16 protein-coding genes and 1 tRNA gene are annotated in these 18,034 nt (G+C 63.8%); 12 read left to right on the top strand and 5 right to left on the bottom strand.

What is annotated here, in order from left to right; genetic code table 11:
- Positions 1 to 21 precede the first annotated feature (21 nt).
- Complete coding sequence (locus ENJ54_06095) at positions 22 to 1,251, bottom strand: BMP family ABC transporter substrate-binding protein (GenBank protein ID HFC09402.1); 1,230 nt, start codon at positions 1,249 to 1,251, stop codon at positions 22 to 24.
- A gap of 397 nt (positions 1,252 to 1,648) precedes the next feature.
- Between ENJ54_06095 and ENJ54_06090 the strand changes: the two genes are divergently transcribed.
- From ENJ54_06090 to ENJ54_06070, 5 genes are all read left to right on the top strand, one after another.
- Positions 1,649 to 3,070, top strand: a complete 1,422-nt coding sequence (locus tag ENJ54_06090; protein HFC09401.1) for a hypothetical protein — start codon at positions 1,649 to 1,651, stop codon at positions 3,068 to 3,070.
- 213 nt (positions 3,071 to 3,283) lie between these two features.
- Positions 3,284 to 4,339, top strand: coding sequence for a signal peptide peptidase SppA (gene sppA, locus ENJ54_06085; GenBank protein ID HFC09400.1), 1,056 nt, complete (start codon positions 3,284 to 3,286; stop codon positions 4,337 to 4,339).
- A gap of 9 nt (positions 4,340 to 4,348) precedes the next feature.
- The gene (locus ENJ54_06080) at positions 4,349 to 5,071 is read left to right on the top strand and encodes a ubiquinone/menaquinone biosynthesis methyltransferase (protein ID HFC09399.1); all 723 of its coding nucleotides are present in this window, start codon (positions 4,349 to 4,351) and stop codon (positions 5,069 to 5,071) included.
- 4 nt (positions 5,072 to 5,075) lie between these two features.
- Positions 5,076 to 6,608, top strand: coding sequence for a DNA mismatch repair protein MutS (locus tag ENJ54_06075; GenBank protein ID HFC09398.1), 1,533 nt, complete (start codon positions 5,076 to 5,078; stop codon positions 6,606 to 6,608).
- Complete coding sequence (locus ENJ54_06070; protein ID HFC09397.1) at positions 6,605 to 8,098, top strand: DNA mismatch repair protein MutS; 1,494 nt, start codon at positions 6,605 to 6,607, stop codon at positions 8,096 to 8,098. Before ENJ54_06075 ends, ENJ54_06070 begins: the two co-directional genes overlap by 4 nt.
- 39 nt (positions 8,099 to 8,137) lie before the next feature.
- Here ENJ54_06070 and ENJ54_06065 read toward each other — a convergent pair whose 3' ends face one another.
- Entirely contained in the window at positions 8,138 to 9,037 is a 900-nt protein-coding gene (locus tag ENJ54_06065) for a 1,4-dihydroxy-2-naphthoate polyprenyltransferase (protein HFC09396.1), read from the bottom strand.
- A gap of 132 nt (positions 9,038 to 9,169) precedes the next feature.
- On the opposite strand from ENJ54_06065, the gene ENJ54_06060 reads away from it, so the two are divergent.
- The 7 genes from ENJ54_06060 to ENJ54_06030 all read left to right on the top strand — a co-directional run bounded on the left by ENJ54_06060 (position 9,170) and on the right by ENJ54_06030 (position 14,740).
- Positions 9,170 to 9,763: a TetR/AcrR family transcriptional regulator gene (locus ENJ54_06060; protein HFC09395.1), complete on the top strand. Its 594-nt coding sequence runs from the start codon at positions 9,170 to 9,172 to the stop codon at positions 9,761 to 9,763.
- On the top strand, positions 9,760 to 10,938 hold the full coding sequence (locus tag ENJ54_06055) for an isochorismate synthase (GenBank protein HFC09394.1): 1,179 nt from the start codon (positions 9,760 to 9,762) through the stop codon (positions 10,936 to 10,938). Before ENJ54_06060 ends, ENJ54_06055 begins: the two co-directional genes overlap by 4 nt.
- 10 nt (positions 10,939 to 10,948) lie before the next feature.
- Positions 10,949 to 11,782, top strand: coding sequence for a 3-deoxy-7-phosphoheptulonate synthase (gene aroF, locus ENJ54_06050; protein ID HFC09393.1), 834 nt, complete (start codon positions 10,949 to 10,951; stop codon positions 11,780 to 11,782).
- A gap of 34 nt (positions 11,783 to 11,816) precedes the next feature.
- Positions 11,817 to 11,891, top strand: a tRNA-Met gene (locus tag ENJ54_06045).
- A 296-nt stretch (positions 11,892 to 12,187) separates the two neighbouring features.
- Positions 12,188 to 13,213, top strand: a complete 1,026-nt coding sequence (gap, locus tag ENJ54_06040; protein HFC09392.1) for a type I glyceraldehyde-3-phosphate dehydrogenase — start codon at positions 12,188 to 12,190, stop codon at positions 13,211 to 13,213.
- Between the two features lie 241 nt (positions 13,214 to 13,454).
- Entirely contained in the window at positions 13,455 to 14,513 is a 1,059-nt protein-coding gene (locus ENJ54_06035; GenBank protein HFC09391.1) for a prohibitin family protein, read from the top strand.
- A complete protein-coding gene (locus ENJ54_06030) occupies positions 14,510 to 14,740 on the top strand; it encodes a hypothetical protein (GenBank protein HFC09390.1) in 231 nt (76 codons plus the stop codon). The genes ENJ54_06035 and ENJ54_06030 overlap by 4 nt, the downstream gene beginning before the upstream one ends.
- 123 nt (positions 14,741 to 14,863) lie before the next feature.
- On the opposite strand, the gene ENJ54_06025 is transcribed toward ENJ54_06030, so the two are convergent.
- From ENJ54_06025 to ENJ54_06015, 3 genes are read right to left on the bottom strand one after another with little or no spacing between them, the layout of a single operon-like run.
- The gene (locus ENJ54_06025; GenBank protein HFC09389.1) at positions 14,864 to 16,141 is read right to left on the bottom strand and encodes a glycosyltransferase; all 1,278 of its coding nucleotides are present in this window, start codon (positions 16,139 to 16,141) and stop codon (positions 14,864 to 14,866) included.
- A 60-nt stretch (positions 16,142 to 16,201) separates the two neighbouring features.
- Positions 16,202 to 17,098 (bottom strand): hypothetical protein, encoded by an 897-nt coding sequence (locus ENJ54_06020; protein HFC09388.1) that lies wholly within the window; start codon positions 17,096 to 17,098, stop codon positions 16,202 to 16,204.
- A 3-nt stretch (positions 17,099 to 17,101) separates the two neighbouring features.
- The gene (locus ENJ54_06015; protein ID HFC09387.1) at positions 17,102 to 18,031 is read right to left on the bottom strand and encodes a hypothetical protein; all 930 of its coding nucleotides are present in this window, start codon (positions 18,029 to 18,031) and stop codon (positions 17,102 to 17,104) included.
- Between the last annotated feature and the right edge of the window lie 3 nt (positions 18,032 to 18,034).

Genomic DNA, 18,034 nt, shown 5'->3' with positions numbered 1-18,034 from the left:
CAGAAAGTACAGCATGAGGTGTTATTTCTGCGGCACGCTTTGGCCTTCCATGCCTTCCAGCAGTTGCGGCAGGTACCAGATCTGCTGGTCGGTGGCCTTTTCGCCGTCTTTCAGGTAGAGGGTGCCGTCTTGCAGTTTGAGCGGGCCAGTCCAGAGGTTGAGGCCGTTGGCGAGTTCGTCGATGAATTTGGTCACGGCATCGGAAGCCTCGTCGCTCAGGGCGTCACCCTTCTCAAAGCCAATGGCCGAGGTGTCGGGGTTGTTGATGTCTTTCCAGTCGGGGCCTACCCACATGAAGGTGGATTGCCATTTGCCGTCTTCGGCGTTCTTGATGAGTTTGACGTAGCTGGGGCCCCAGTTGAAGTAGGGTACACCCAGGCAGACGCTGGGGGCTTCGGCGCAGGCGTCTTTGAAGTCGTAGGGCACCGCGTAGACCGTCTTGCCCTGGTCGTGGAATTTCTTGGCTTCCACCAGGGCTTCGGTGGTGTCGATGCCCGAGAGGACGACGTCGTAGCCGCTGTTGAAGAAATCGTCGGCGACCTGGGTTGGGTCAGAGGTCACACCGGGAATGTTGAACCAGAAGCCGATCCACGTCACCTTGAACTTCAGGTCTTTGGGGTCTTTGTTGCGGTAGTGCTGCCAGCAGTATTTGGCGCCCAGGTAAGCCGAGGAGGCGAGGCGGCGGGTCTCGTCGTTGATGAGGGGACCAAGGTAGCCGATCTGGCCGGTGTTGGTCATCATGGCCGCCGCACAGCCGGCAATCATCTTGCCGTAGATCATCTTGCCCATCACGTTCGCCAGGTTTGGCAAGTCCTTGTAGTCCTTGCCTTCTTTCCAGGCGTTGTCGCCCGAGGCGTGAATGACGTAAATATCGGGGTGTTTTTGGGCAAAAGCGAGGGCGGCGTCTTTCATATCATCGGAGTTGAAGATGATGAGTTTGGCGCCTTTCGAGACCAGGTCTTCGGCCAGTTGTTCTGGCGTGGTGCCAGGACGGTCGGCGGGGTTGACCTTGTCCACGTAAAGCATCTTGGCCCCCAGTTTTTGCTCCACATACTGCCCGGCCTCGTAATGGGCCTGGCTCCAGCCATGGTCGTTATACGGCCCTACCAGCAGCATACCGAACACAAAAGGCTGTTTCTCTTGTTGCTGTTGCGCCGGCGCTTGCGTGGCTGGCTGCTTCGGGCTGCAGGCGCTCAGTACCATGGCTGCCACGATCAGCGTAGCGACAAGAAGCCACCAGAAGCGTTTCATTTTGACTCCTCCTTGAAGAGCATGGGAAACGGGCAGAGACGCAAGGCATACAATGGATGTGTTTCGCTCGTGACACCTCCTCGGAAAGTGAAATGGGTTCCTGTGTAATTGTACTCAAAAATGGCGAGAAAGCAAACGCGGCGTGTCAGTTTTTGTGATTTTTGGCACCTTGGCTTAGCGCCATCTTGTAGTAAAATTGCCCCACAACCCTATGGCGATGAGGCTCGCCTTGCTGTGTCCGTTGTGGACTAATGGCCTCTACCGAAGTGTGCGTTTCGGTAGAGGTTTTTTTGTCACAGCCCTGGCTGGGGCTTGATGGTTCACCGCCTGGGCGTGCCCAACCTGTGTGCCTGAACATGCGTGCCGGCGAGAAATCCTTTCTTTGTGGGTAGGGCCGATGACCAAAGAACACCTGCTGGAACTCCGCATCATTCAGCCCGGCGGCATCACGGGCCGCTACCTGCCCGAAGAAGGCGCGGCCTGGCGGCTGGAAGAAATCGTGCCGCCCGTGGAAGCCCTCCCCTTCGACGTTGCCGTGCTACCCGAAGTGTGGACGCCCTACGACGAGCCGTTCCGCGTGGTGGTATTGGGCAGCATTTCGCACCCCACCGACACCCTGCTGGAAGGCCGCCTGTTAGGCGCCTTCCAGCGGGGAGAAGAGCCGCCTTTTTTGGTCGCGGTGGTGGAAGCCGAACCGGAAGCCCCCCGCGAGTGGAAAGCCGTTCCTGCGCAGCAGCAGGAAGCCGTGCTGGAAGCCCTGCGCCGCGCCCGCCCCGGCGAATGGCGCTGGCTGGAAGTCGAAGAAGTGGAACCGCACCTCCACGAGGGAGCACGCCGCTACCGCGAAAACCACGACACCGCCCGCCGCCGCCACGCCCCCGCCTGGCAGGCCCTGCGCTCGGCGGCGCAGGGGGGCTATGCCGATGCCGAGCAATACACCGCCGCCGAATACACCTTCTTTGAACTGCCTTACCGCTTTCAGGATTATGTCGGCGACGCCCTGGCCCCCGACGAGCGCATCCTCTACGCCGCCCGCCGCCCCGCCATGGCCAGCCAGCGCCAGCGTTCCTGGCTGCGGCGCGAACGCCTGCAGGAAGGCGTGCTGCTGCTCACCACCCACCGCCTGATCCACCTCGCCGAGCTCATCCCCCCCGACGCTGCCAACATCCGCTACGGCTTTCGGGAAGTGGTAGGCGTGCTGGAACGCCTGCGTGCTGCCGACCTGCGCCCCCTGGGCAATCACCTCGCCCTCACCACCCGCTGGGCAGCGGCCAAAGGCGAGGCCGAAATAGTCTGGGAATCGCCGGCTTACACCCGCACGGCGCTGCAAGACCTGCTGGCGCTGCTTGCGCCGGTGGTGAGCACCGCCTCGCCAGCGCGGGCCCTGCAACGGGCGACCCCGCCCCCCTTGCCCGAGACCCTCAAACCTCTGGTCGACACCGCCTCCAACGACCCCGACGAAAGCCGCCGCCTGACCGAGCACTTCCGGCCGTTGCTGGAAGACGCCCTGGAAGACGGCGAACACCCCTACGCCTGGGCGGCGCTGCCAGCATGGTTCCAGCCCAAAGCGGGTACCCAGGTGCTGGTGGCGACCGACCGCCGCCTTTTCCTGCTGCCTGACCTGAGCCTCGATGTAGCCTTGCGCGACGTGGCTCTGTGGGAATACACCAGTTCCATTGTAGATTCATACCTGGCTTTCACCGAGGTGCGCGCGGGCAAGGCCTACCAGCACGTGGTGCGCTTTCCTTACCCGGCCAAACCGGCCTTTCGGGCCTGTTTCGAAAGCGGGTGGCGGTGTGCCGCCGTGTTGCCGGTGTGAAGGTGGCTGTCGGCCGCCGGTGAAGGGTTGGCATTTGGGGTGCGCGGTTTCTTCCTTCCCGCTGCTTTGGCCGCCTCGCTGCCGCCGGTTCGGCAACCCTGGCCGCTATGGTACAATCCCGCGGCAGACGCATCATAGCACACGAAAATCCCCCTTCGTCGTTCTGCCCGCGTGCTGGGTGTGCCCTCAGAGCCCCTCGTGAAGGAGAGCAAGATGAACAATCCTCAACAACCCGTGCCTAACGCTACCCCGCCCCGTCAGCCGCGCCCGGCGTCTTCCCGCAATGCCTTGTGGGCGCTCATCGGCGTGGCGTTGGGCTTCCTGTTGCCGATTTTCGCCTGCGGCGGCCTGTTCATGCTGGCCCTGGTCAGTGCCAGCATCACCAGCGGAGGTTCCACTGCCACGATGGCCAAAGCCCCCGTGGCGCGCCACGTGCGCGGCCCCCTGACCGGCCCCGCCGTGGCCATCATCCCCATCAACGGCCCCATCGTGGAAGGCCACGCCTCCGCCCTGGGCACCTCGCAGGTCGCTGCTGCCGATGACATCATCGCCATGATCACCGCCGCCAAGCACGATAGCAGCATCAAGGCCGTGGTGCTGGAAGTCAACAGCCCCGGCGGTGGCATCGTGCCCAGCGACCGCATCTACCAGGCGCTCAAAGACATGGACAAGCCCATTGTGGTGCTGATGCGCGACCTCGCGGCTTCCGGCGGCTATTACGTCAGCATGGCAGGCGACTACATCTATGCCAACCCCTACACCCTGACCGGCTCCATCGGCGTCATCAGCGAATTCCCCAACGCCCAGGGCTTGATGGAAAAACTCGGCATTCAGATGACCGTCATCAAGTCGGGCAAAGACAAGGATTTTGGCAGTCCCTACCGGGAAATGACGCCCGAGGAAAAGGCATACTGGCAGCATGTCATTGACCAGGCCTACGACAACTTTGTCAAAATCGTGGCCGATAGCCGGCACATTCCCGAAGGCAAGGTGCGTCAACTGGCCGATGGGCGGGTTTACACCGGCCGGGATGCCCTGGATTTGAAACTGATCGATGCCCTGGGCTACGAAGACGACGCCATCGCCAAAGCCGCCGACCTGGGCAACATCACCGACGTGCCGCGCGTGGTGCGCTACGAACCGCCGATGTCGCCTATTGAGGCCATTTTGAGCGGCGCGGCCGGGCGGCTCACCCCCTCTTTCGGCGCGCTGTTGCCTTCGTGGAACCGGATGCTCGCCCCCGCGCTGGAATACCGCTGGCTGCCTTGAGTTTTTGCCATGAGTGATTTTTCCGTTTTACCCCCCAGCGAAAAGAAGCCGGAATACGTCCGCAATTTGTTCGCTCAGATTGCCGACCGCTACGACCTGCTCAACCGCCTGATTTCCCTGGGGCAAGATGACCTCTGGCGGCGGGAAACCTTGCGCCGCCTGGCCCTGCGCTCCGGCGACCGCTTCCTGGACCTGGGCGGCGGCACCGGCGCGCTGACGCGCGAAGCCCTCCGCATGGCCCCCGGCATTCTGCCCGTGACCAGCGACCTGACCTTTGAAATGCTGGCGGTGGGCAAAGAGCAACTGGCAGGCTTCCCCATCCGCTGGCTGACCGCCGACGCGCTACAATTGCCGTTCCCCGACGACACTTTCGACGCGCTGGCCTCCGCTTTCCTGTTGCGCAACGTGGCCGACCTCGACGCGGCGCTGCAAGAGCAACACCGTGTGCTGAATCCGGGCGGCCGCTGGGCGGCGCTGGACACTTCTCGCCCGCCGCAAAACCTGCTCACCCCCTTCATGCGGCTGCACCTGCGGGTGGTTATCCCTTGGCTGGGGAAGGCCGTTGCCCGCAACGCGCACGCCTACCGCTATTTGCAGGCTTCCACCGAAAACTTCCTCGCCCCGCCCGAAATGGTTGCCCGCCTGGAAGCCGCCGGCTTCCGCGAGGTGGGCTACCAGCGGCTGATGTTCGGCGCGGTGGCCGTCTATTGGGGGCGGAAGCCCGCGGAGTAACGCCATGCCCTCGCCAAGCGTGCTCTTCCCGCCGGACGCTGCCCGGCCTGACGAAGATCAGGCCGCCGAGCCGCCGTTTTTTGGCGACCTCAACCTGGATCAGGTGGTCGACGCGCTGCTCGCCGGCCGCAAGGTCTATCGTCTGCGTCCGTTTTTCTACCACCCCCTGCACGATGCCGCTGCCGTGCGCTACCGCCAGGCCGTGGCGCAGGATCTGGAAAACGACGCCCTGCGGGAGCACGTCCACACCTTTGCCACCCGCATGCGCCAGGTCAGCCGCTACCTGCGGATGCTGAACGACCTGGAATACCCCTACCACATCGCGGGCTGGTTCCTGGAAGCCGTGCTGCGCTACACCGAGGCCGTCCAGGCGCTCGCCGACGCCCTGGCCGAGGCCGATCTCCACGCTGCGGCCTTCCTGGCGCTGCGCGACTACCTCGCCGACTATGTCCACGCCGAGGCGTTCACCGCCCTGCGGGACGAAGCGCAGGCCGTGCGCACCGAACTGGACGCCATCCGCTACTGCATCCACATCATGGGGGATACCGTGCGGGTGCGCCGCTGCGAAGACGAGCCCGACCACGCCGCCGAAGTGGAACGCACCTTCGCCAAGTTCCGCCGCGGCGCGGTGAAAGATTACCGCACGCCGGTGTACGTCCGCAGCGGGATGAACCACGTCGAAGCCCAGATTCTGGACTGCGTGGTCAAACTCTACCCCGAACCCTTCGCCCATCTGGACGCCTTCCGCGCGCGCCATCCCGATTTCCTCGACCCCGTGGTGACGGCCTTTGACCGCGAAGTGCAGTTTTACCTGGCCTATCTGGAATTCATCGCCCCCCTGCGGGAAGCCGGGCTGCCCTTCTGCACCCCCGAAATCATCACCGACAAGGCCATCGCGGCGCGGGCGACCTTCGACCTGGCCCTGGCGCACAAACTGGTGAGCGAAGGGCGGCTGGTCGTGACCAACGATTTCGCCCTGCACGGCAAAGAACGCATCTTTGTCGTCACCGGCCCCAATCAGGGCGGCAAGACCACCTTCGCCCGCACGGTGGGGCAGTTGCACTACCTCGCGGCGCTGGGGCTGCCGGTCCCCGGCCGGGAAGCCCGCCTAGTGCTGCCCGACCATATCTTCACCCACTTTGAACGCGCCGAAGAAGTCACCAACCTGCGCGGCAAACTGGAAGACGAACTCATCCGCCTGCGGGAAACCTTCAAGCAGGCCACGCCCCAGAGCCTCATCATCCTCAACGAAGTGTTCGCTTCCACCACCTTCCAGGATGCGCTTTTCCTGGGGCGGCAGGTGATGGAAAGACTCCTCGCCCTGGATGCCCTGGGGGTGTTTGTCACCTTTCTGGCCGAACTCTCGACGCTGGGGCCGCAGGTGGTCAGCATGGTGAGCACGGTGGACCCCAAAAACCCTGCCGAGCGCACCTACAAAATCGTGCGCCGCCGCGCCAACGGCCTGGCCTACGCCCTCGCCCTCGCCGAGAAACACCACCTCACCCACGACCAACTCGTGGCACGGGTGCGCCCATGAATGTCTTTCTGCTCTTCCCCAACCGCGACGCCGACCCCGAAGCCCCCCTGCCATGGCAGGCCGAAGCCCTGGAGCAGGATTTGGGGCTCCCTCAGGTTTACGAGGCCATGGCCCAGGACGATAAATTCCTGTACGCCGCGGCGCGGCGCGTGTTGCTGGATTCCCTGGAAGACGTCGACCTCATCCGCTACCGGCAGGCTGTGCTGCAAGACTGCCTTGCCCACCCCGACGTCGTGCGGGAGATCTACCGCATCCCCATTGAAGCGCAGGAGAAGAAGCGCGAGCAGTGGCTGGGCATTTTCAGCCGCTCGCCCCAGGGCATTTTGAGCAGTGCCGTCGATTTGCTGGCCATGTTCGTGGGGCTGCTGCGGCGGCTGAAGGCCATCGCCGACGCCCAGGCTGGGGCGTTTGCTTCAGAAGGCTTCCGCCGCTTCTTCGCCATGCTGCAGGCCGAACTGGACGAAGCCTATTTCGAAGAGGTGGAAACCCACCTCCGCACGCTGAAATTCCGCCAGGGGGTGCTACTGAGCGCCGAACTGGGACCGGGCAACGAAGGCACACGCTACACCCTCCGCAAACCCCGCCGCACACCGCGCCCCATCCTCAAACAGATTTTCGACCGCACGCCTTCCTGCGGCTTTACCATTCCCCCGCGCGACACTTACGGCTCCAAGGCCCTGGGCGAAATCAAAGACCGCGGCCTGAACGAGGTCGCCAACGCGGTAGCCCAGGCTGCCGACCACATCGACGGCTTCCTGAAACTGCTGCAGGCCGAACTGGCCTTTTACGTCGGGGCGCTCAACCTCGCCGAGCGCATCGCCGCGCTGGGGATGCCCCTGGCTTTCCCCGACCCCGCCCCGGCCGAAACGCGCCGTTTTGCGGCTTCCGGCCTCTACGACCTCGGCCTGGCGCTGGCGAAAAACGCTGCCGTGGTGGGCAACGACATCCAGGCCAATGCCAAAAACCTGGTCATCATCACCGGCGCCAACCAGGGTGGCAAAACCACCTTCCTGCGCAGCGTGGGGCTGGCGCAGTTGATGATGCAGGCCGGGCTGTTCGTGCCCGCGCAGGCGCTGGAAGCCAACCTCGCCCGCGGCGTGTTCACCCACTTCAAGCGCGAGGAAGACGCCGAAATGGAAAGCGGCAAATTTGATGAGGAACTGGGGCGCATGGATGCCATCGCCGACCATCTGCGCGCCCACAGCCTGGTGCTGTTCAACGAATCCTTTGCCGCCACCAACGAGCGGGAAGGCTCAGAAATCGCCCGTCAGATTGTGGATGCTTTGCTGGAAGGCCAGGTGAAGGTGTTTTTCGTGACCCACTTCTACACCTTCGCCCACGGTTACTACACCGCCAACCAGGGGGAAGCCCTTTTCCTGCGCGCCGAGCGCCTGCCCGACGGCCGCCGCACCTTCAAGATGATCCCTGCCGAGCCGCTGCAAACCAGTTTCGGGGAAGACCTTTACCGGCAGATCTTCAAAGCAGCCTGAAAGCGGCAGGCGGGAAGCGCGATTTTGCCTGCCCGGCTGTCAGCGCGTGATGGCCAGCCCTGCAGCCAGCAGCACCCCGAAAATCAGGATGAGTTGGCCGGTACGAGCCAGGGCGGCGTTCAACGCGCGCCCGCGCGCTGCCCTCACGATGCGGCGGGTGCGCCACGCCCACGGCAGCGAAAGCCAGATGACCAGCGCCCCCAGGGGGAAGATGCCCGCCGCCACTGCGGCACTCACGATGAGATAAGCCCCCCCCACGCACACATCGTATTCCAGGCGCGCCCCGCCTTCCCCCAGCAGCACGGCCAAGGTGCGTTTTCCTGCCGCCCGGTCGGTGGGGATGTCGCGCAGGTTGTTGACCACCAGCAAGGCCGTGGCCAGCAGCCCTAGCGGCACGGCAGCCCACCACACCGCCGTGGACACGGCGCGCGCCTGCACGAAATAGGTGCCCCCCACCGCCGCCAGCCCAAAGTAGAGGAAGACGAACAGGTCGCCCAGGCCGTAATAGCCGTAAGGCCACGGGCCGCCGGTGTAGCCGATGGCCGCGAGAATGGCCGTCAGGCCAATGAGCGCCACTGGCCAGCCCGCCACGGCGATGAGGTAAACACCCACCATCGCGGCCAGGGCAAAGGTGACCCACATCCCGCGCGTCACTTCGGCAGGCGAAAGCAGCCCCGCCTGGGTCACGCGGGTAGGGCCGAGGCGCTCGCCGTGGTCGGCGCCGCGTTGGAAATCGGCAACGTCGTTGGCTAAGTTGGCCCCGATTTGCAGCAAAATGCCCCCTGCCAGCGCCGCCAGCGCCGGCCCCCAGCGGAAGACGCCCTCGTGCGCCGCCAGCCCCCACCCCACCAGCACCGGCCCAACGGCCGCGGGCAGCGTTTTTGGGCGAATAGCCAGCATCCAGATTTTCCAGCGGGGGAGGGAAGAGGAAGTGTCCATAAACAGCCTCGCGAGAATGCTGATGCCGCGAATTGACGAATGGGCGTGGCCGTGGTATCCTACCGCTTGCGACCGACTGGTCAGTCGGATGACATTTTACCACAAATCGCTTTCCCTCCCTTGGAGCACTTGATGACTGCCCCCACACCTGCCAATACCCGCCAGCGCATCCTCGACGCGGCCATCCGGGTGTTCGCCCGCAAGGGTTACCACGAGACGCGCATGGATGACATTGTGGCCGAAGCCCATGTTTCCAAAGGCGGCGTGTATTTCCACTTCCCTGGCAAAGAGCGCCTCTTTCTTGCCATCATCGACCAGTTTGCCGGGCTGCTGGAAAAGCGCCTCACCGAGGCCATCGCCGCCGAGCGGGGCGGGGTGCGGCGGGTCACGGCCGCGCTGGAAGCCGGACTGGATACTTTTGCCGAATATCGCCCCCTGGCGAAGATTTTTCTGGTGCAGGCTGTGGGGTTGGGCGAGCGGTTCGAGCGCAAGCGTTTGGAAATCAACGACCGTTTCGCCAGCCTCATCCGCACTTACCTGGAGCAGGCCGTTGCCGAAGGCGATATTCCCCCGCTGGATGCCGAAGTGACGGCCTACGCCTGGGTAGGGGCCATTTACGAACTGGTCACCCGCTGGCTGCTCACCGGCAAACCCGCACCCGACCGCTGGCTGCCTTCCCTGCGGCTGATGCTGCTGCGTTCCATTGGCCTGGAAGAGGAAACATGACCCTTTACGATTGGCTGCGCCAGCACAAGGGCCTTCCCCGCTGGGCCTGGCTGCATGGTGAAACGGGCTGGGTAGGGGCTGGCCTGCGGGAAAGCGCCGCCGCCGAGGGCCCGGAACGCTTCCGTGCCTTGCAAGCGGCCTTCCCTGTTGGGGAAAGCGCTCCCCGCTTCGTTGGTTTTGGCTTTTCCCCGCAAGATCACCATCGTGCCCCGTGGTGGGAAGCCTTCCCCGCGGCGCTGTTGGCTGCCCCGGAAAGCGTGCGTGGCCCCCTGGCCGTGCCTTCTGAGGAAGGGATTCCCGCTGCCTCGCCTGCCGAACTGCCGCCTGCCGAAGAGGTGCTTTCCCAAAAGGCGTGGGAAGTCGCGGTACAAACCGCGTTGGAAGCCATTGCCGTTGGTGCGTTGCAGAAAGTGGTGCTGGCGCGGCCGGTGGTGTTGCCCTTGCCGACGCCGGCCGACCCGGTGGCTGTGTTGCAGGCCCTCCATCGCAGCCAGCCGCGGGCTTATTGCTTTTTGTTCGAGCCGCAGCCGGGGATGGCCTTTGTGGGCGCCACGCCGGAGTTGCTGGCGCGGGTGCAGCATGGGCAGGTGGAAACCGTGGCGCTGGCGGGCAGCATTGCTCGCGGGCGCAATGAGCACGAAGATGCTCTCTTGGGGCGGCAGTTGCTTCAGAGCGCCAAAGATCGCCGCGAGCACGCTGCCGTCGTCATGGCCATTCGCAAAACGCTCATGCCGCTTACGCGAGGGCTGGCTGCGCCTTCGCAACCCCGTTTGCGCCGCCTGCCGCACATTCAGCATCTGGAAACACCACTGCGTGGCCTGTTGCGGCCGGGCATAGGCCTGCTGGAAGTTGCAGCGGCGCTGCATCCGACCCCGGCTTTGGGAGGCGTGCCGCGGGCCGCCGCGTTGGATTTCATCGCCGCCCACGAGCCGTACCCGCGCGGCTGGTATGCTGCCCCCGTGGGGCTGATGTTCCCCGACGGTAGTGGCGAATTGGGGGTGGCAATCCGCTCGGCGCTGCTGCTGGGCGACCGGGCGGTGCTTTACGCTGGGGCTGGCATTGTGGCAGGTTCCGACCCGGCGCGCGAATGGCAGGAAACCACGCTCAAACTGGAGACCATGCGCCGCGCCCTCGCGTCGGCACTGGCTTTCCCTCAGTTGCAACCGGCATGTTGAGGTATTCCCCATGACGGCTCCCCCTTTGTGGCTTTCCCCCGACCTGCCGATAGGCGCGTCTTCGCCGGTGGTGGTCATGGCCGGGCCGTGCGCGGTGGAGAGTTACGAACAGACCCGCGCTGTGGCCGCTGAAGTGGCGCGCCTGGGGCTGCGGGTGCTGCGGGGCGGGGCGTTCAAGCCTCGCACCTCGCCCGATAGTTTTCAGGGGTTGGGGGTGGAAGGGTTGCGCATCTTGCGCGCGGTGGCTGATGAGTTTGGCCTGCTGGTGGTTACCGAGGCGTTGGGCGTCGAGCATCTGCCGCTGGTGGCCGAATATGCCGACATCATCCAGATTGGCAGCCGCAACATGCAACATTACCCCCTGCTATGGGCGGTGGGCGAAACCGACAAGCCCGTGTTGCTCAAGCGCGGCTTCATGAGTACGGTGCGGGAATGGCTGCTGGCCACCGAGCACATCGCCCGGCGGGGCAACGAGCGCATTTTGCTTTGTGAGCGCGGCATTCGCACCTTCGAAACCGCCACGCGCAACACTCTCGATGCCAACGCCATCGCTCTGGCGAAGCAGGAAGCCCCCTGGCCTGTCATCGGCGACCCCAGCCATGCGACCGGGCGCGCCGACCTGGTGTTGCCAGCGGCGTTGGCTGCGGTGGCGGCTGGAGCCGACGGCCTGTTGGTGGAAGTGCACCCCGACCCCGCGGCGGCCCTTTCCGATGGGGCGCAGTCGCTGCGGGTGGAAGCCCTCGCAAAACTGGTGGAGGCCGTCGGGCGGGTAGCCGCCGCGGTGGGTCGAGAAGGCGTCGCGCAGCAGGCGGCTTCCCCTGTTGGGGCGTTGCTGAACCATTGACAAACTTTCCCCCTCCGCGTATACTTTGGGCCGCGGCGAGGTAGCTCAATGGTAGAGCAGGGGACTCATAAGCCCTTGGTTGTGGGTTCAAATCCCTCCCTCGCCACCTCAATCTTGCGGGTGTTGTCCCGCGATGGAAAGAGAAACGCTCGCGGTGGAAGCCGCGAGCGTTTGCATTTGTGGGAATGAGAGGGGCAGCACGCTGTCTCCGCCAATTGGCGCAGGCTTTCCCCCATGCGCCTTCGTCTATTTCCCTTCTTCTGGAAGGGAACAGGCCATAAGCACTGCCGAAAGCAGGGCTAAGGATGGGGCAAGCGATTGTGCGCGAAAACGAGGGTTTTTCCGCTCGTGTGGTATGATTAAGTTACCGAAACCGTCTTTGACTTTTCCCTTTGGAGGTTGGCTATGACCGTACGCATCGGTATCAACGGCTTTGGGCGCATCGGGCGCCAGGTTTTGAAAGCCATTATGGAACGCCACGGCGATGAACTGGAAGTCGTCGCGATCAACGACCTTTTCCCGCCGGAGATGAACGCCTATCTCTTTGCCCACGACTCCAACTATGGCCACTTTGATGGCACGGTGGAAGTCGTTGGCGGCGATTTGGTCATCAATGGCCACCATGTCAAGGTGTTTGCCGAGCGCGACCCGCGTAAGTTGCCCTGGAAGGACCTCGGGGTGGACATTGTGGTGGAATCCACTGGCGTGTTTCGCGACGCCGCGGCCGACCCCGGCGCCCGCTCGCACATTGAGCACGGTGGCGCAAAGAAAGTCATCATTTCGGCGCCGGCTAAAAACGAAGATATCACGATAGTGCTTGGGGTGAACGATGACCTCTATGACCCCGCCAAGCACGATGTCGTTTCCAATGCTTCCTGCACGACCAACTGCTTTGCGCCGGTGGCAAAGATCATCAACGACAATTTTGGCATTGTCAAAGGCTACATGACCACCGTGCATTCCTACACCAACGACCAGCGCATCCTGGACCTGGCGCATCACAAGGATTTCCGCCGGGCGCGTGCCGCGGGCATCAACATCATCCCCACGACCACGGGCGCGGCCAAAGCCGTGGGGAAGGTCATTCCCGAACTGCAAGGCAAGTTCGACGCCATGTCCATCCGGGTGCCGACGTCCACCGTCTCGGTGATCGATTTCGTCACGGTGGTCGAGAAAGAAACCACGGCCGAAGAGGTCAACGCGGCGTTCAAAGCCGCTGCGGAAGGCGCCATGAAGGGCATTCTTGGCTTCTCGACCGAGCCGTTGGTTTCTTCGGACTACAAGGGCGACCCGCGCTCTTCCATTGTGGATGCTCAGAACACCACCGTGGTGCAGGGCAATTTGGTCAAGGTGTTGTCGTGGTACGACAACGAGTGGGGCTACTCGTGTCGTGTGGCCGACCTGGCGGCCAAGATGGCGAAGCGCCTCTAAACGCCTGGCTGGTATTGCGTTCTGGCCCCGCCTCAGGCGGGGCTTTTTTGTAAGCCTTTGCCCGAAGGCGCGTCCGAGCGCCGTTGAAAGCCACCGTGTTGGGGCGGGGAGCACTTTGGGGTGCTCGGAAAGTTACTTTTGCTCTGTCTTGCCCCGCTTCGGACTTCTGCCGGGCCGAAGGGGCGCTTATGATAGAATGGAGCCGTTGTTTGGGCAACTCGACTGAACGAAGGAGGAAGATGTGGACCTTGTAAGCGTTGTACGCGGTTTGAGCGGCCTGCTCTGGCTGGGGGCGTTGGGGGTGTTAGGGCTGTTGGTGGTGCGTGCTACCCGCCACCAGCCTGTCAAGTCCCTGGTGCGTACGTTGTTGGCCCTCGCTGCGGCGGCTATTTTGGTGACCACCGTGGGCGCGGGGCTGGTCTTCGTGCCACCCCAGGAACGCGGGGTGGTGATTTCGGCGCTTTCCCCCACCGGCTACCGCTCGCAGGCACTCACACCCGGTTTGCACTGGATTGTGCCTTATGTGGAGTACGTGGTTTACTACCCGATTTCCAAACAAACTTACACCATGTCGTCCACGCCGAGCGAAGGCGCAGTGGAAGGCGATGATTCCATCAAAGCGCGCACGGCAGATGGCCAATTGGTGTATATGGATGCCTCGGTGATTTTCTCCATCGACCCTGCCAAAGTGGTCGAAGTACACATTGCCTGGCAAGACCGCTATGCCCATGAACTGGTGCGCCCCCTGGTGCGGGGGGTGATTCGCGATGCGGTTTCTCAGTTCCGCATCGAGGAGGTCATCAGCACCAAGCGTTTTGAACTGGAGCAGATGATTTCCAAGACCCTGGCGCAGCGGCTGGAAGAGAACGGCCTGACTTTGGAAGGCTTTGTGCTGCGAAACATTGCCTTCACCGATGAATATGCTCAGGCCATTGAACAAAAGCAGATTGCCGAGCAGAAAGCGTTGCAGGCCAAGTTTGTGGTCGAGCAGAAAAAGCAGGAAGCCGAACAGGCCCGGCAGGTGGCGCAAGGCCAGGCCGATGCGGCAGTCATCAAGGCCAAAGGCGATGCCCAGGCGCGCGTCATCCAGGCTCAGGCTGAAGCCCAGGCTTTGCAGTTGATTGCCGAGGTGTTGCAAAATAACCCTGACCTGCTCACCTACCAGTACATCGAAAAACTCGCGCCGGGCGTGCAGGTGATGCTGGTGCCGAACGACGCCCCGTACCTGTTGCCGTTACCTTCCATGACGCCCGCGCCGACGGCCACACCCACGCCCACCCCGCAGGAGGCTCAGCCATGAATAACGATCGCCCCGGCTGCTTAGGTGGCCTGTTGCGCCTGGTGTTGCTCACCTGGCTGTTCGAGTTTTTGGAAGAGCGCTTTGGGTTTGGCAAAGGCTGTTCGTGCAGCGGCGTGGGTTGCGGCATGCTCTTGCTGGTGCTGTTCGTGATTTTCGCTTGCTATCTTCTTGCTACCACCCGCTGGGGGCATCTGACGGCTCTGCCGCCCGCCGCGCTTTTCGTATAGCCTAAAGGGCTCGAAGCGCGCCCGGCGCGGCTGAAGGCAATCCCAAAAAAACTCCCCGAGGCAGGGAAAGTCCCTGCCTCGGGGTTGGTTTAACGGTTGGGGTGGGTTGTTGGTTGGGGAAGGCTACCCTGCCGGCGCGGGGTATGGTGTGGTGAGAAGCCGCTCGAACGTGGGCAGCACGGCTTCGTAGGAAAAGTGCTCGCGCGCCAGCTGGTAGTTGTGTTCGACCATGCGGCGGCGGCGCACCGGGTCGCGTAGCACCTCGACTACCGCTTCCACCGCTTCAGCGTTGACCTCTCCGTCGATTTCCACCAGGTCGAAGCCTAACGGCGCGATGTCTTCCACATACACGCTGTAACGGTTGACCAGCATCGGCAGGCGGAAGTAGATGGCTTCCAGCAGCGCGTTGCCAAAGCCTTCGTAACGGCTGGGGTAGGTGACGAAGTCGGCGTGGACGTAGGCATCCCACAGGCTGTAGGCCGGGGCGCCGTTGTCGCGCGGCGGGCGGGCGTAGAAATGGTGGGGGGTGTAGTAAAAGGGCACCCGCCAGCGCCGTGCTAAGGTTTGCAGGTGTTCGAGGTAGTCCATGCCCTCGTCGCCCGCGTGGTGGCTGACCACCAGCACCGGCTCTTTGCCCAACAGTTGGCGTTTGCGGCGGCGCAGTTCGCGCACCAAGGCAATGGCGTGCTCGATGCCTTTGCGCGGCACCACCCGCGTGGGCTGGAGAATGAGCAAATGGTCGTCGCTCAGGCCCAGGTGGGCGCGCAGGTCGCGGTTGGCGGCGGTGATGCCAATCGCGGCGCGGTTGAAGTCGAAAACGTTGGGGATGACCGTGCTTTCCAGCCCCCGGCGGGCTTGCAGGTCGCGCTGCGCCGGACGGTTGATGACGATGTGGCGCACTTCCGGCAGCGCGGGCGGGAAGGCTTCTTCGAGCACGTCGGCTGCCGGGCTTCCCTGAAAGCGTGCCCGCTCCCAGTAGAAATCGTGATGGTGCGCCCAGGTGGGGATGTGGGTCTCGGCGATCAGCCGCCGCAGCGCCACCCCTAACGGCAGGTTCATCGGGATGGTGAGGGCGTTTTCGGTGACGAGTAAGTCGATGCGGAAGGTGGCAACGAAGCGGTGCAGGGCGGTAAGAATAGCCTCAGCGGTGGCTTCCAGGCGAGGGTAAAAGTCGGCGGGCAGCGGGGCGTGGCCGAAAGCCTGGTCGTGCAGGGCGCGAATTTCCGGGTGCTGGAAGTGCATCTCGGGGACGCGCATACCGGGGAGGTGGTCTTCGTCCAACTCCCCGGCGCAAAAATAAGCGGTATGTCCCAGCCGCTCCAGAATGGCGCGCCACTTGGTGGTTTCCAGCGAAACGCCATCGGTGCCCGCGAAACGGGTGGCAACAAAGCCAATGTGCATGGCAGGTATGAGCGTGCTTTGGTTTGGGATGGCGCCAGGATAGCCCTGACGCGAGCGCAATTATACCCCTAATGTGGCCTCACCGTGAGTCAGAACATAGAAACTGCGCGGAAAAGGTTCGGGCAGGTAGACGTGGTCGGTCACCAGGTAGCCGCGGGCAAAAAGATCTTCGAAGATTTCGCGGGTGTGCAGCCGCCAGCGGAGGGCCAGGTCGCGGTCGGTGGCGCGCAGGGCCTGGAAGTCGGAAGGAATTTCGACCAACAGCAGGTCGCCAGCGGCGGGGGCGGGGGGCGGCATGGGCACAGGGAAGTCGCCTTCGCCGCGCGCGGAGGGGTTGAGAATTTGCGCGCCGGCGCTCAGGTAGTGTGCCAGGTCGAGGGCGAGCGGTGGCGCGGTTTCCAGCCGTCGCAGCACGCGCGGCGCTTCTACCCACAATTCCACCTGGAACCGGTCGGAAGGCAACCCCGCGTTCAGGCCGTCCCGCATTTGGCCGTACACTTCCCGCAGGTAGGTGCGGCACACGCCCCCCAGTTTGCGGATGTTGAGGTGGGCGTTGCGGCTGAGCAGCGGGTCGTACGTCCAGGTGATGAGCGGCAGCCCCTGGTGGCGCACCCACTGCCATTGGGCGCGCTTGAGGTGAAAACTCAGCCCCAGGTTGCGGAAGTCGGGGTGCACCCCCAACTGGTGGGAGCAGTGTTTGAACTGCCAGCCGTCGGCGGTTTCGGCCATGCAGGGGAAACCGTAAACGAAGCCGGCCATGCGCCCGCTTTCCAGGTGATAGGCGCCGAGCACCACGCCGCCGTTGTGGGCAATGGTCAGCAGCAGGTGGGAAGGCACGACATCGGTTTCCGACCCCGGCCAGACGGCGCGTTGAATTTCTTCGACCGCGTCCATCTCCGTTGGGCTTTCCAGGAAGCGGATTTCGAAAGTTTGTCCGTGCAGGTTCAGGCGACGCATGGCTTACCTCGCAAGCAGGGTGTGGAGCAGGCGCTTGCGCCAGGGCACGCCTTCCAGGTGTTGCAGGCGGTGGGCGAAGCGCTCGGGCAACAGGCCAAATTCACGGGGCAAGGTGTCGGCCGGGGCGATGCGGTCGGCGGCGAAGTAATCCAGCCAGAACGAAGAAACGGGAAGGCGGGGGAAGAAATAGCGTAACCAGGTGATCAGGTGGCGCAGGTAGGCAGGGGGCGCACCGACGAAGCGGCGGCGCAGGCCAAGGGCACGGCTCAGGATTTCGGCGGTCTCTTGCAGGCTGAGGTGTTCCGGCCCGCCGATGGCGAGGGTTTCCCCGCGCGGGGGGCGGGTTTCTACCGTGAGGGCCACGGTGGCTGCCAGGTCTTCCACCCACAGGGGGTGCAGCAGGGTTTTGCCGCCTGCTGGCAGCGGGAAGACCGGTGCGGCGTGGAGTAGCAACGCGAAGGTGGTGCTAAAGGCGTCGCCCGCGCCAAAAGGCATGCCAATGCGGAACACGGTGAGCGGCACGCCGCTGCGCTGCAAGGCGAGTTCGGCCAACCCGTGGGCTTTGAACCATGGAAAGGCCGAGGAAGGCTCGGCGCCCAAGGTGCTCAGGTGCAGGATGGCGGGGGTGTGGGCGTCGGCGGCGGCTTCGGTCAGGGCCTGGATGTGGTGTACCAACCCTAAGGGGTCTTCGTCAGGGGCGGGTAGCCTTGCGCCCGACACGGAAACCACCGCGTCGACCCCTGCCAGGGCTGCACGCAGGCCGCGCACATCGTCGGGGGCGGTGAGAATGGCTTCGACCGGAACCCCAGGGGGCAGGGCAGGGCCTTCCGGCCCCGGCGGGATGAGCGCTCGCAAGCGGTGCCCGGCTAACGCCAGGTGGCGGATGACCGCCTGCCCCACAAAATCGGTGCTGCCTGTAACCAGAATGTGCATGGG

Source organism: Chloroflexota bacterium, from assembly GCA_011322445.1.
GTDB lineage: Bacteria > Chloroflexota > Anaerolineae > Anaerolineales > DRMV01 > DRMV01.
Note: the sequence above shows the minus strand (reverse complement) of the source record. Positions and strands in the feature narration are given on the sequence as shown.

Excerpts from the sequence above, each read along its gene's own strand:
- gap (HFC09392.1), top strand. The coding sequence starts at position 12,188 with ATGACCGTACGCATCGGTATCAACGGCTTTGGGCGCATCGGGCGCCAG.
- ENJ54_06095 (HFC09402.1), bottom strand. The coding sequence starts at position 1,251 with ATGAAACGCTTCTGGTGGCTTCTTGTCGCTACGCTGATCGTGGCAGCC.
- ENJ54_06090 (HFC09401.1), top strand. The coding sequence starts at position 1,649 with ATGACCAAAGAACACCTGCTGGAACTCCGCATCATTCAGCCCGGCGGC.
- aroF (HFC09393.1), top strand. The coding sequence starts at position 10,949 with ATGACGGCTCCCCCTTTGTGGCTTTCCCCCGACCTGCCGATAGGCGCG.
- sppA (HFC09400.1), top strand. The coding sequence starts at position 3,284 with ATGAACAATCCTCAACAACCCGTGCCTAACGCTACCCCGCCCCGTCAG.
- ENJ54_06075 (HFC09398.1), top strand. The coding sequence starts at position 5,076 with ATGCCCTCGCCAAGCGTGCTCTTCCCGCCGGACGCTGCCCGGCCTGAC.
- ENJ54_06060 (HFC09395.1), top strand. The coding sequence starts at position 9,170 with ATGACTGCCCCCACACCTGCCAATACCCGCCAGCGCATCCTCGACGCG.
- ENJ54_06015 (HFC09387.1), bottom strand. The coding sequence starts at position 18,031 with ATGCACATTCTGGTTACAGGCAGCACCGATTTTGTGGGGCAGGCGGTC.
- ENJ54_06030 (HFC09390.1), top strand. The coding sequence starts at position 14,510 with ATGAATAACGATCGCCCCGGCTGCTTAGGTGGCCTGTTGCGCCTGGTG.
- ENJ54_06065 (HFC09396.1), bottom strand. The coding sequence starts at position 9,037 with ATGGACACTTCCTCTTCCCTCCCCCGCTGGAAAATCTGGATGCTGGCT.
- ENJ54_06025 (HFC09389.1), bottom strand. The coding sequence starts at position 16,141 with ATGCACATTGGCTTTGTTGCCACCCGTTTCGCGGGCACCGATGGCGTT.
- ENJ54_06020 (HFC09388.1), bottom strand. The coding sequence starts at position 17,098 with ATGCGTCGCCTGAACCTGCACGGACAAACTTTCGAAATCCGCTTCCTG.
- ENJ54_06080 (HFC09399.1), top strand. The coding sequence starts at position 4,349 with ATGAGTGATTTTTCCGTTTTACCCCCCAGCGAAAAGAAGCCGGAATAC.
- ENJ54_06055 (HFC09394.1), top strand. The coding sequence starts at position 9,760 with ATGACCCTTTACGATTGGCTGCGCCAGCACAAGGGCCTTCCCCGCTGG.
- ENJ54_06070 (HFC09397.1), top strand. The coding sequence starts at position 6,605 with ATGAATGTCTTTCTGCTCTTCCCCAACCGCGACGCCGACCCCGAAGCC.